Source organism: Paraburkholderia sp. BR10954 (assembly GCF_040965775.1).
In the GTDB taxonomy this organism is placed as follows: domain Bacteria; phylum Pseudomonadota; class Gammaproteobacteria; order Burkholderiales; family Burkholderiaceae; genus Paraburkholderia; species Paraburkholderia youngii.
On the sequence record NZ_JBFRCK010000077.1, the window covers coordinates 1 to 10874 of the forward strand.

Genomic DNA, 10874 nt, shown 5'->3' on the forward strand with positions numbered 1-10874 from the left:
CGATTCGCTCAGCACCAGTTCCCCTTTGGGCCGTCCGCTCATCCTTGCCCCCTCGCATCAAGTGCCACATAGAACACTTTAGTACGTGATCGGCATCATTCAATGAATTTTTAACTCAAGACACTAGCGTGCCGAGCAGGAACTTATCTGGCGTACCGAAGAACTCGCGCGTTCCAACCACGATCCCGAGCAATTCGCTTACGTCGCGTCGCACGACCTTCAGGAGCCGTTGCGCGCCGTCGCCGAGCCTCTTCAGTGCCACAGCGCCGCTATCACGGGCAACTGGATGCCCCCGCGGACGAATTCATCGCACATGCGGTAGATGGTGCAACGCGCATGCAGAAGCTCATCGAGGATCTGCTTGCGTGCTCGCGCGTCGGAACACCTGGCGCCAAGCAGGAACTGGCCAGCTGCGCGACGGCTCTCGACCAGGCGCTCAAAAGGCTGAGCGTCGTGCTGCAGGAATCTCACGCGCAGATCAATCGCGATGCGCCCCCCGTGGTCATGGGTATTCCGACGCAACTCGCTCTGCTGCCTCATCGGCAACGCGGTCAAATTTCGGCGACTCGATCAACCGGTACGGATCGACATCGGCGCCGCCGTGAAGGAGACGAATGGATCGTTTCGGTCAAGGACAACGGAATCGGTATCGACTCGCAGTACTTCGAACGCATTTTCATGATTTTCCAGCGCTTGCGTTGGCGTGCCGAATACCCTGGCACGCGAATCGGCCTCGCGCTATGCAAGCGTATCGTCGAACAGCATGGCGGCCGCATCTGGGTGGAATCCGGGCCAGATGGCGAATCGACCTTCTTTTTCACGCTGAATGCGAAGCTGGATGGCAGCGCTCGCCAATGCTGTCACAGGTTACGAGCAATCCCGTGCACATCCTTCTGATCGAAGACAGTCCTACCGACGTGTTGATGACGCGCGAAGCACTCGAGGACTAGGAGGTGCTCAATCCGTTGCACGTCGTGCAGGACGGCGCCGAAGCCATGGATTTCCTGCACCGCACCGGTCGGCATCACGACGCGCCCCGTCCCGGCCTGATCATTCTCGATCTCAATCTGCCGAAAAAAAGTGGCCGGGAAGTCCTTGATGAACTGAAAGCCGATCCCGATCTGATGGTATTCCCGTCATCGTGCTCACCACGTCGAGTTCGGAGGAAGACGTTGCAAAAACGTACGGATTACATGCCAATTGCTACTTCACCAGGCCAGTCGACTTTACGATGTTCGTCGATGTCCTGCGCCGAATCAACGACTTCTGGTTCAGCGTCGTGACATTGCCGCCGCCAAGCCATGAACACACCCCAGCATCTGCGAATTCTCCTTGTCGAAGATAGTCCGACCGATGCCTTGCTGATCCGGGAGGCGCTTATCGGGAATTGCACGACGATTTCGGCCAGCAGCTCGTCGCGCTGAAGATTGCGTGCGCGAGGGTCGATGCGTCGATCAAGGGCAGCGATAGCCCGGCAGGGGCGGCTGACCTCGCCAACGTCTACAAACTCATCGATCAGCTGGTCGTGTCAGTAAGGCGCATCGCCTGATCCCAGCCCTCGAATGGCTCGTCAACCGGTTTTCGGAGCAACATGGCGTGCGCGTCTCGCATCGCATTGCCGACAACATCGATTTCAACGACGACCGCGACACAGCTGTGTTCCGGATCGTTCAGGAAGCGCTGACGAACGTCGCCCGGCACGCGCGAGCGACCGAAGTGGTGCTTGAAATACTGCGCAAGAGACCGCATTGAGTTGTTCACGTTGCAGACAACGGCTGCGGCAGCTCGCCAAGCGAGCGACCGGCGGTGGACTCGTTCGGCCTGTTGGGAACCCGCGAGCACGCGTGGGCTCTCCGCGGCGATCTGCAGATCCGCACGGCGCCGGATCAGGGCTTTGCGATCACGGTCTCGTTGCCGCTCGAGATCGTCGAGGCGAGCATCGAGCGAGCGGCCTCCGGTCGCTTGGACCCGAGGCGCTAACTCGTCGACCCTAGGGTTCGTCGTTGCCCGGTGATGTGCCTGAATTCGTTGCTTGCTGAGCTTCCATCGATTGCGAATTGACAGACGTCAAACATTCCCGGCGCAACATGCGTTCGAATCGGAATCGTCGGTACACGGTTTCCGCTGCTCCGCGCCCTTCAACCACCCCGGAGTACCCGTCGTGCGCAATGACGCCACGAAAATCTGCTTTCGGTACCGCGGCGGCCGACGCCATGCCCGTTTCTATGACGTGCTGATGACGCTCAACGATCCGGGCGGAGCCTGTCGAATACAAATTTGCGAGGCACTGCCCTGAGGCGCGGACACTCCGCCGCTCACGGCGGGACGCCTCAATGCTGCGCGCCTGATGCGCGCGCTCGAACTGATCGGGCTCGTAGAGCGGATCACCCGCTCGCGACGTCTTGCGCGTCCGCGGGGCTGGGCAACGTGGTGCGCGGCTGGATCAATCACCGCCTGCTCGCCGACGCGCTCGGATTGAAAGAAGACAAATTGCCGATTCTCGCGCAGACCGTTGGCGCACTCGGCACGAAGCTCTGCTCTTTAGCGGATTGAGGCGAGGGCTCGGGAAAACAAAGGGCGCGCCCGTGATGGCGCGCCATACTTGATCGTTCAGACTCGGTCGCTGGTTTCTAGTTGACCGTCAGACGCTTGTGCTCGCTCGACGCCTTTTTCGGCAGGCTCAACGACAGCACACCGTCCTTGTATTCGGCTTTGGCATTGGCCTCATCGACTTCACCGCCGAGTGAGAATGAGCGGCTGAACGTGCCGGAGTAACGCTCGCGACGGATCACGCGTTCGCCTTCCTTTTCCTCCTTGTTGCGCTCGACCTTTGCGTTGATCGAAACGACGCGCCCGTCGATCTGAACGTCGATATCCTTCTTGTCCACGCCTGGCAGTTCAGCTTTCACCGAATAGGCTCCGTTGTTTTCCGTCACGTCGATCTTCATCGATGCGAGTTCGGTGTCCTGTGTCGTCAGCATCGAGCGCATTGGCCGGAAAAATCCCTGGAACAGTTCCGAAACAGGATCCGCCGAAAACGGATCAAAACGCGTCAGATTGCTCATAGCCCTTCTCCTTCAGATAAGCAGGCCATGAAATGGCCCAATTGACCGACTGCAATCCGGCCTGCAATGTCGCCGCCGGGTTGCGCAATGCACGGGGTGAATCAGATGCCGTTGCCGTCTTGCGCATTCACGCTGGTCCGCACCGTGAAACGGTACCTTCAGCGTAGTCGCGCGCGGCTTTGCGTCGTTGATCCACGTCAAGCCCCGGTCCAGTGCACCGGCGGGCCTTCGATCGTCTTTTGCAGCAGTTCGCGATCCAGCACCGTCCGCGGTCAAGCGCGCGTCGCGCGAAACATCGTTTGTCGGGCCATCGTCGTTCAGTGTTTGCGCGCTCGAGCTGCGATCGCTTCGAGTTCTTGTTCCGCGAGATCGAACGCGCCGCGGATCGCCGCCTCGGCGTTCTCGCCGGCGCAATAAGCGATGGACCTGAATTCGTGCGCGGGAGTGGTCAGATCGAGTCGCACGTCGTAATGCGGGCTGGCGCGATCCGGGCGCAACGCCTCAATCGCCAGATGGCAGTTCGACACGAGCGCCCCGAACCGCGCAAGACGCACCCAGCTGCACACCCGCCTCCGCTTCGAGCTGCGCGGCACCCGCCAAGCCGAGATAGACAATCTGCATCCCGATGCCGATCCTCCCCCTCCCGCTCCGAGTATTGTCCGGACACCCAGCGCGGCACCGTCCGTGGACAGCGTCGTTTGCCGCAGGCTTATTGTATTCCTCCGTGAAGCGGAGTCATTGACCTGAGTCAATCGCGACGAAAGGCAGGGGATAGCGGTCATTTTCTTGGTGTGCCCAAGCATCTCGCGACGCGACGCCACTCCCGTTGCCAGCGGTGCCGCTGTGAGACGGCTCAGCGCTCAAACAAACCGCGCGCTAATCGCCGGCACGCGTTCAACGTGGCGGAACCACGTCCCGCGAACCCGGAGCGGCTTCTGGGCACGGCTCGCACGCGAGCATCTGAGCTGGCACCGGCCCTTCACGAAGGTGCTCGACGAATCGAACGCACCGCTCTTCAAATGGTTCGACGACGGTCTGCTGAACGCGTCGTACAACTGCCTGGACCGCCATCTGCACGACGGCAACGCCAACAAGATCGCGATCATTTTCGAGGCCGACGACGGCACCGTGACGACCATCACGTACCGGCAACTGCATGCGCGCGTGTGCCGCCTGGCGAATGGGTTGCGCGCGCAGCATCGCGTGCGGCAATCGCGTGATGATCTATCTGCCGATGTCGATCGAAGGTGTCGTCGCGATGCAGGCGTGCGCGCGCATTGGCGCGCCGCATTCGGTCGTGTTCGGCGGCTTCTCGGCGAAGTCGCTGCACGAACGCATGGTCGAGGTCATTGCCGTCGCCGTCATTACCGCCGACGAACAGATGCGCGGTGGATGCGATCTACGGCATGGCTTCCTAGACGTCAGCATGGAAGAAGCGCACGCCATCCTGGACCGGGTCTTCACACTCAATTTCATGTCTGGTCTTTACCTTCGGCTCGTTGCTCGTCGCAATTGAGGTCGCAGGCGCGACAATACACCCCACGCATGATTGCGACCACCCTGCTTCGAAACAACGTGATTCGCTGGATCGTCGGGCTATTCGTCTTTTCATCTTTTCATTGCTCTGGACGCATCGAACCATGACCGAAATCGGGCAGACACACCTCGTGCCGGAATTGCAGGTATTGGTTGCCACGATCGTCGGGCCCGACGCACTGATGGCCTTCATCGTGCTAATCGATTATTCCGCGCGTTTGCCGAGCCCCGTCGCTCTCGTCGGGCGCATCGCGGAACATGGTTTTGCCGTCATAGAGAGCATTTACGCGCTGCGCCTCAAGCTCAAGATACGCATACGACCGGCCACCTATTTGATACAGGTCAACGTTGTGTGGTCACGCGCTTTGTGGACTGATTCGGCGGAGTGATCCCGTGCACTGGTACGAATTCGAGCTCGCTGAATTTCGTCATTTCGCTTCGCTCATAAACGCGCGGAACTCATCCTCGACCGCGACGATCGCGTTCGCACAAGTCCAATACATCACGCTCACGTTGCCGTCGGTGCGGTACATGCCACGGCACATCGCTTTCAGTTGAATTAGCGCGTGATCTTCGTCGAGCCGTCCCTTCGGCGCCGCGAGATACACGAAGCCGAACGAATGCGGCAACGCGGTTTCGATCAGCGTATCGTCAGCGCGGACGATGCGGCTCGCGGAATGCGTGGTGACGAACGCGCGCGTACGTACCCATGCCGACTCGCAATCGACCGTCGGTTCGCAACGCACACAGGCCTGTTGACGCGCCTCGAACAGCGCGACTTCCTCGCGGCGGAAGGCCGCCTCGCGCGCGGTGCTCGCGCATCCGGCAACGAGCACCAGACATAGGATCGACACCCAGATCCAGCACGCGGCGCGCTTCATGACCGCGCCGGTGTCGGTGTGGCCGCCGAACCAATGCATTTGTCGATCTCGCTGGGTTTGCTGCTCATCGGGTTTCCAGTCTTTGTCGCGTCTGAACCCGGCCGACCGCAACTCCTGCGCCGCGAACTCGACATCGACGACCGCGTCGCGTCCCGTGACGATCGCTTCCCGGGTGTCTGCAAACATAGCGGCTCGTCGCGCATGAAGACTGATCCTGATCAAACATGCCATTGACGGCGATCAAGCGATGCCACTGCCACGCGTCTACGCTGCGATGAATATGGCCCCGGCCACATCCACACTACCCGGCGAGGACGACCTTGAGACCCGCCCTGATCGTTTCGATTCTGTTCGCGCTGCTCTGCATGTCAGGATGCGGGGGTGACATGGTGCCGGCTGCCGATCGCGAAGTCGCCGTGGCCTTTGCCGACGTGCTGGATCTCTACAACGAACGGCTCGAACTGACGGAGCAAGCGGTCTTGCTCGGCCCCAAGCATCTGTCGCCGGATGCGCCGGCGCTCGCGCAGATAGGTAGGTCGCGCACGGCGGTCGCGGATCTGCATGCGTCGCCAGCCCTGCTCGACTCGCCCGCTTCGTTCGAACGCTTCGATGTCGCGCACGCGATCTGACCGACCCGATCTCGCAACTGCTGATCGCATGCGAGGGCATCCGCCGCCTGAAAGCGAGCCCGGCGTTCCACGCGCTGCGGTCGCGGCTCGCCTCGTCCGCGGGGCGGATCGCCTTCGCGCGCGAGCGCTACAATGAAGCGGCCCAGCGCTACAACGCAGCGCGTCTCCGTTTTCCGTTCGACTTCGCGGACATGATTCATCCCACCCAGCATAGGCCCGCTTTCACGGCTCCGGACGGAACGCCTGTGCATCTTCATCCGCGCACCGATTTCGACGCGTTGCGCGGCTCGCTGCGTCGAGTCGCAACGTTTTCGACCGCGAGCCTGAACTCTCCGCTACACTAGCCACTCCATCTCGCGGCGCGCCGCCATTCTCGACCTGATCTTCTGCGCGAACGCGTCGCGCTTGACGCCGTCTTTGCGTCGATACAGCTCACTGCCGGTAAACACGCAGGTCGCAAGCGGCGCCTTGCCCGCCGCCTCAGACATCTGCTTCAGCGCCTCTTTGCCGCCGAACGCGCCCTCGCAGCAAAACAGCGCGAGCCGGAGAACCTGCGGGCCGTGCAATTCCAGCCACGCCCGAGCTGGCGCGCACGCGCCACGCGCCCAGACGGGCGCGCCAACGACGACGAGGTCATACGCTGCGACGTCGAGCAGCGCCGGGATGACCTCGGGCGTGTCGATGACACAGCGCATCGATCAACGATCCGACGAAACCGCGTGCACCGTTACGCGGTTCCGGACCGCCGCGTTCGCGAATCGGTTTGATGTCGGCGTCCAGCCTGGACGCGAGCAGCTCCGCATCACGCCGCGTTGTGCCGGTTCGCGAGTAATAGACGATGCGAAACCTGCAACGCTCGGACATATGCTTTCTCCGACATCGGACATTGGGCACCTCATCCGCCAATTGAGCGTCATGCGCTGCGAACGTGCCAGCTCGCGATGCGATGACGCTTCGATCAAGATTCGACTTGCGGGCGGTGGTGTCAGAGTAATTGAGCTCGGCCGGCAGCGATTGACCCACGTCAACTGGCGTGCGGCATCCGCGATGCTTGATCTGCGTCAACAGTCGTGCCGGGCTGGACCATAGACTAAATGTCACTACGGGCTGCGCCCGTTTCCACACGGTCTGTCAGGGAGCCTTGACGATGAGCTACAAAAGCATTCTCGTTGACCTCGATACGAGCGTTCGCGCGCATCCGCGCCTCGAGATCGCATTGCAGCTTGCCCGGTTTCACGCGCGGCTGACCGGTCTGTTTTCGACCTATGTGCCACCGCGCCACGTGTTCTTCGTCATGGCCGGCACTGCCGAGTACTACGCGGAGCACGAGCGCCAGCGCCACGAAAAGGCCGGCTCCCTCGAGCGGCTCTTTCATGCCGAACTCGCGCGTGCAAGGGTCGAAGGTCAGTGGATCACCGCAGACGGCTATGCGAACGACGTTGTGCCGCCGTACGCCCGTCTCGCCGATCTGATCGTGCTCGGACAGACTGATCCGGTCGACCCCGAGGCGGTCGTCGCCGAACAGTTCGTCGAGCACGTCGTGCTGTCGGCGGGACGGCCGGTATTGGTGGTGCCGTCGAGCGGGCGCGTCGCGCCGCCGGTCCGGCACGTGCTGATCGCGTGGGACGGCAGCCGTGAAGCCACCGGCGCGATCCACGACGCGCTGCCGTTCCCCGCGCATGCCGCGAAGGTGTCGCTGCTGACGGTCCATTCGCCCAGCGATCAACCGCCGCGCGACCGGATTCCCGGCGCGGACATCGCGCTGACCATCGCGCGTCACGGCGTGAAGATCGACGCGCGCGAGCTGACCATCGAAAACGACACGCCGGTCGGCGATGCTTTGCTGTCGCAGGCGTCGGAGCTCGGCTGCGACCTGATCGTGATGGGCGCGTTCGCGCACTCCCGCCTGCACGAAGTCGTACTGGGAGGCGCAACGCGCACGATGCTAGAGTCGATGACCGTGCCAGTGCTGTTGTCGCACTGAAGATCGCGCTTAAAGAGACCATCATGGTGTACGACACGGCGGGCTTCGATCCGTCGGTGACGACGGACCTTGGGCTACACGCGCCACTGACAGCCGAAGCGCGCGCGATCTGGGATCGCAGTCGCGAAAGGTACGACGGCGCTTTCGCGCGGCAGCCGAGCAGGCTCGCATTGAAGGGCTCTCATTGCAGCAGCAACAGACACCAGGCGAGGTACCGACCAAGGCTCCATCAGAGCTCCAACCGGAACGCAAACGGACGTGCTATTGCTGCGGGCACCCGAACCCCGCAGCAGCGTTTGAGTGTGAGAAATGCTTTGTGAGGCTCTAGTCGTCATGCCACTTCCGCAAAATATCCGGGACGGTCTGCCGGCAGTTCGGCTTGTCAGGGGCTGCCGGATGCTGCCCGACTCAGTGCGGCCGAGACCTGGGCACACACTTTGGGAGCCCGGGTCGCGCGAAGAACCAGATACCCACTGAGCTAGACTTGACCTATCGCTTGTACCGCCGGGACATGACATGTTCGATAGACAGACGCACCGAGGCTTCAGCATCACGGTGACAGCGCGCAACGACGTACGCGGCGGCTCCAATGTCACGCTGCTTGTCGAGCGCATCTTTTCCCACCGGGACGACGTGCGCACCGGCGCGCCGCTCGCAAAACCGGAGCATTACCACTCGGTGCACCCCGCAACTGCGGCCGTCGGCGAAGCCATGCGACGAGTCAGGCGGCTAATTGACGAGGCACTCGGTGAGCGCGATCCGCTGGAAGGCGAGTAATTTTCAATTCGCAACTCTCCAGCCCGGTCTGCAGCGCGCCTTGCCCGGATTTTAAATCTGACCAAGCCAAACGACTGGCTCGCCCTTTCGGCAGCCGGACATAATCGATCGCTGCGAGGCGTGAAACCACGGCGGACACCCCTAGGGTAACGATTTCCGTCCCGCTCCGTCTTCGTCGACGGAATTCGCCATGTTGAACGAAACGAGGGCCCTAAAATGGGGGCTCGACAATAAGTGAGATTTCCCCGCTTAATCCACTCGCGTTTGAAACGCGAGTTGGCCAAGACGCCTCAAAGCGGTGGCCTGCCCGTCGAATTCGCCATGCTCAACGATAAGCATTTACCGGCACTGGGGCAGGCTGAGAAGGTTGTCCGCAGTGGTCACGTCGTGCCCCGTCCTGAGGAATTTTTGGCCTTGCGGGGTTTGCCAGACGAGCACATCAGCAGTCTGGTCACCTCTGACAACATAGAAGCTCCACCTACCCGTCTCAATCCCGTTAATAGCGTCTTTCTCGCTGATTTTCCACCGGCTCCCGTCGGGGTTCTTTCCGCCGATATGCGAAATGGCCTCGTGCCTACTCTGCTTTTTTGTCTTCCTGATGCAGAGAACCTGAATACGCTGCGCCATAAAACCCCCGCTCTTTATGATGGAGTTTGATATTGCATGATCCATCATATTAAGGAATTGCACGTTTACCCGCGATTTATGCGATATGTATTGGCGCAGATCAAACGGATCGGGATTTACTAAAACACAAGTTATTTCAATTCCTTCCGAGAAATCAGATTTGAAAGCCGACTTAACCCGCGAGGCTCGCCAACCGATTTCTCCCGAACCACCGAATCGGTGGTCTCGACGATTCGGGTCATTTTCACCGGGGGTCGTGAAACGCGCCTCCCTTGCAGGGCTGATGAAAGATTATTTCGAACAGCGCCGTCGTCGACCGCGCACACTATCGGATCGGATGCTCGCGACGCCGCGGCCTATTCGATTGATGCCGCATTACAAAGGGGATGGTCAAAGTGATGCACCCTTTGATGCAGTATGACCACCCGGTCGCACTGCATGGGAGTAACGAGCGACTATGTTTCCTACGAACGTGTAGGAAACCTATCTGGAGGGATTTGCGCAGTTTCCAGATGGCTAAAGCGGACCCACATCGTAAGCGGCTCGTGCCGGCCGTTATAGACAGTGGCTGAGGGCGACATCAAAGTGATGCACATCATTTCCAATCTGATGGGCACCACTTTGACACAGTCTGCGGAGAAGAAGCCGGGTTCCCGAACGGGGCGGCCGAACTACCCCCGGGAGCTGCGTGAGCGACTGGCAGCAGCAGCTTGCGAGCCTGGCGTATCAGTCGCGAAGCTGGCTCGGGAGAATGGCATCAACGCGAACATGCTGTTCACCTGGCGGCGGCGTTATCTGGCCGACCAGCAAGCTCGATCTGCCGGGCTCATTCCGGTCGTTTTGCTCAGCGACACGCCGACGGAGGTCATTGAGTCAGCTCCGGTAGAAGCGCCCGCGCAGGGCGCGACGCCTGTATCACCGGTCGGCACGATCGAGATCCGGATCGGTCGTGCGGTGGTTAAAGTGGACGGCCTGGTTGATGCCGATATGCTGCGGATCGTGCTGGGTAGTCTGCGCTCATGATCTCCCTACCGGCAGGCACGCGCATCTGGATCGCTGCTGGCGTCACCGATATGCGATGCGGGTTCCAGGGGTTGGCAGCGAAGGTGCAAACAGCGCCTGGGGAGAATCCGCTGGGCGGCAACGTCTACATCTTCCGGGGCCGTCGGGGCGATCTGGTAAAGATTCTCTGGGCCTCGGAGGATGGAATCTGGCTGCTAGCGAACTATCTGGCTTCATACTACAACTCCTTCAGTTAGATCAGAAGGTTTTGGATCCCAATGCCGCCCGGGCTGCTGCTGCGCGGTCAGTGAGTGAGTCCCATCGGCTGCTGTGCTTCACCGGCGGGTTCGAATCTGGGACCTCGTAGAGAAAC

The 10874-nt window shown here is 60.9% G+C and carries 15 protein-coding genes and 5 pseudogenes; 13 read left to right on the forward strand and 7 right to left on the reverse strand.

Annotated features, from left to right (window positions below):
- Positions 1-127: 127 nt before the first annotated feature.
- From AB4Y34_RS39275 to AB4Y34_RS39285, 3 genes and pseudogenes are all read left to right on the forward strand, one after another.
- Positions 128-897: pseudogene (locus AB4Y34_RS39275) on the forward strand (ATP-binding protein); the annotation flags it as partial.
- Positions 855-1345 (forward strand): annotated as a pseudogene (locus AB4Y34_RS39280) (response regulator). The pseudogenes AB4Y34_RS39275 and AB4Y34_RS39280, both read left to right, overlap by 43 nt.
- 42 nt (positions 1346-1387) lie before the next feature.
- On the forward strand, positions 1388-1549 hold the full coding sequence (locus AB4Y34_RS39285; RefSeq protein WP_255215348.1) for a histidine kinase: 162 nt from the start codon (positions 1388-1390) through the stop codon (positions 1547-1549).
- Here the strand turns inward: AB4Y34_RS39285 and AB4Y34_RS39290 are convergent.
- Positions 1516-1761, reverse strand: a complete 246-nt coding sequence (locus AB4Y34_RS39290) for a hypothetical protein (RefSeq protein ID WP_368719073.1) — start codon at positions 1759-1761, stop codon at positions 1516-1518. The two genes, AB4Y34_RS39285 and AB4Y34_RS39290, sit on opposite strands and share 34 nt — an antisense overlap.
- Before the next feature lie 45 nt (positions 1762-1806).
- Between AB4Y34_RS39290 and AB4Y34_RS39295 the strand changes: the two genes are divergently transcribed.
- Together AB4Y34_RS39295 and AB4Y34_RS39300 are read left to right on the forward strand one after the other, a co-directional pair.
- Positions 1807-1980, forward strand: coding sequence for a hypothetical protein (locus AB4Y34_RS39295; RefSeq protein ID WP_368719074.1), 174 nt, complete (start codon positions 1807-1809; stop codon positions 1978-1980).
- Positions 1981-2391: 411 nt separating this feature from the next.
- Positions 2392-2553, forward strand: a pseudogene (locus AB4Y34_RS39300) (SagB/ThcOx family dehydrogenase); the annotation flags it as partial.
- Positions 2554-2630: 77 nt separating this feature from the next.
- On the opposite strand, the gene AB4Y34_RS39305 reads toward AB4Y34_RS39300, so the two are convergent.
- From AB4Y34_RS39305 to AB4Y34_RS39315, 3 genes and pseudogenes are all read right to left on the reverse strand, one after another.
- Positions 2631-3065, reverse strand: coding sequence for an Hsp20/alpha crystallin family protein (locus AB4Y34_RS39305; protein WP_368719075.1), 435 nt, complete (start codon positions 3063-3065; stop codon positions 2631-2633).
- The gene (locus AB4Y34_RS39310; protein ID WP_176369988.1) at positions 3043-3192 is read right to left on the reverse strand and encodes a hypothetical protein; all 150 of its coding nucleotides are present in this window, start codon (positions 3190-3192) and stop codon (positions 3043-3045) included. Before AB4Y34_RS39310 ends, AB4Y34_RS39305 begins: the two co-directional genes overlap by 23 nt.
- 190 nt (positions 3193-3382) lie before the next feature.
- Positions 3383-3686, reverse strand: a pseudogene (locus AB4Y34_RS39315) (hypothetical protein).
- A 309-nt stretch (positions 3687-3995) separates the two neighbouring features.
- Between AB4Y34_RS39315 and AB4Y34_RS39320 the strand changes: the two are divergent.
- Positions 3996-4458, forward strand: a pseudogene (locus AB4Y34_RS39320) (AMP-binding protein); the annotation flags it as partial.
- Between the two features lie 247 nt (positions 4459-4705).
- On the forward strand, positions 4706-4990 hold the full coding sequence (locus AB4Y34_RS39325; RefSeq protein ID WP_176369989.1) for a hypothetical protein: 285 nt from the start codon (positions 4706-4708) through the stop codon (positions 4988-4990).
- Between the two features lie 39 nt (positions 4991-5029).
- On the opposite strand, the gene AB4Y34_RS39330 is transcribed toward AB4Y34_RS39325, so the two are convergent.
- Positions 5030-5668, reverse strand: coding sequence for a hypothetical protein (locus tag AB4Y34_RS39330; RefSeq protein ID WP_368719076.1), 639 nt, complete (start codon positions 5666-5668; stop codon positions 5030-5032).
- Positions 5669-5802: 134 nt separating this feature from the next.
- Here AB4Y34_RS39330 and AB4Y34_RS39335 point away from each other — a divergent pair, with 134 nt between their 5' ends.
- Complete coding sequence (locus tag AB4Y34_RS39335; protein WP_255215351.1) at positions 5803-6111, forward strand: hypothetical protein; 309 nt, start codon at positions 5803-5805, stop codon at positions 6109-6111.
- A 47-nt stretch (positions 6112-6158) separates the two neighbouring features.
- Positions 6159-6455 (forward strand): LemA family protein, encoded by a 297-nt coding sequence (locus AB4Y34_RS39340; protein WP_255215353.1) that lies wholly within the window; start codon positions 6159-6161, stop codon positions 6453-6455.
- Here the strand turns inward: AB4Y34_RS39340 and AB4Y34_RS39345 are convergent.
- The gene (locus tag AB4Y34_RS39345) at positions 6447-6806 is read right to left on the reverse strand and encodes a flavodoxin domain-containing protein (RefSeq protein WP_255215352.1); all 360 of its coding nucleotides are present in this window, start codon (positions 6804-6806) and stop codon (positions 6447-6449) included. The genes AB4Y34_RS39340 and AB4Y34_RS39345 overlap by 9 nt on opposite strands.
- Positions 6807-7258: 452 nt before the next feature.
- Here AB4Y34_RS39345 and AB4Y34_RS39350 point away from each other — a divergent pair, with 452 nt between their 5' ends.
- Both AB4Y34_RS39350 and AB4Y34_RS39355 read left to right on the forward strand, forming a co-directional pair.
- The gene (locus tag AB4Y34_RS39350) at positions 7259-8095 is read left to right on the forward strand and encodes a universal stress protein (protein ID WP_176369990.1); all 837 of its coding nucleotides are present in this window, start codon (positions 7259-7261) and stop codon (positions 8093-8095) included.
- A gap of 516 nt (positions 8096-8611) precedes the next feature.
- Complete coding sequence (locus AB4Y34_RS39355; RefSeq protein WP_176369991.1) at positions 8612-8872, forward strand: hypothetical protein; 261 nt, start codon at positions 8612-8614, stop codon at positions 8870-8872.
- Between the two features lie 339 nt (positions 8873-9211).
- Here the strand turns inward: AB4Y34_RS39355 and AB4Y34_RS39360 are convergent, their stop codons facing one another.
- Positions 9212-9547 (reverse strand): DUF3892 domain-containing protein, encoded by a 336-nt coding sequence (locus AB4Y34_RS39360; RefSeq protein WP_368719078.1) that lies wholly within the window; start codon positions 9545-9547, stop codon positions 9212-9214.
- A gap of 540 nt (positions 9548-10087) precedes the next feature.
- Between AB4Y34_RS39360 and AB4Y34_RS39365 the strand changes: the two genes are divergently transcribed.
- Positions 10088-10522 carry a transposase gene (locus AB4Y34_RS39365; RefSeq protein ID WP_368719079.1) on the forward strand — a complete coding sequence of 145 codons (435 nt, stop codon included), beginning with the start codon at positions 10088-10090 and terminating at the stop codon, positions 10520-10522.
- A complete protein-coding gene (gene tnpB, locus AB4Y34_RS39370) occupies positions 10519-10758 on the forward strand; it encodes an IS66 family insertion sequence element accessory protein TnpB (RefSeq protein WP_368719077.1) in 240 nt (79 codons plus the stop codon). The genes AB4Y34_RS39365 and tnpB overlap by 4 nt, the downstream gene beginning before the upstream one ends.
- Positions 10759-10874: the final 116 nt, after the last annotated feature.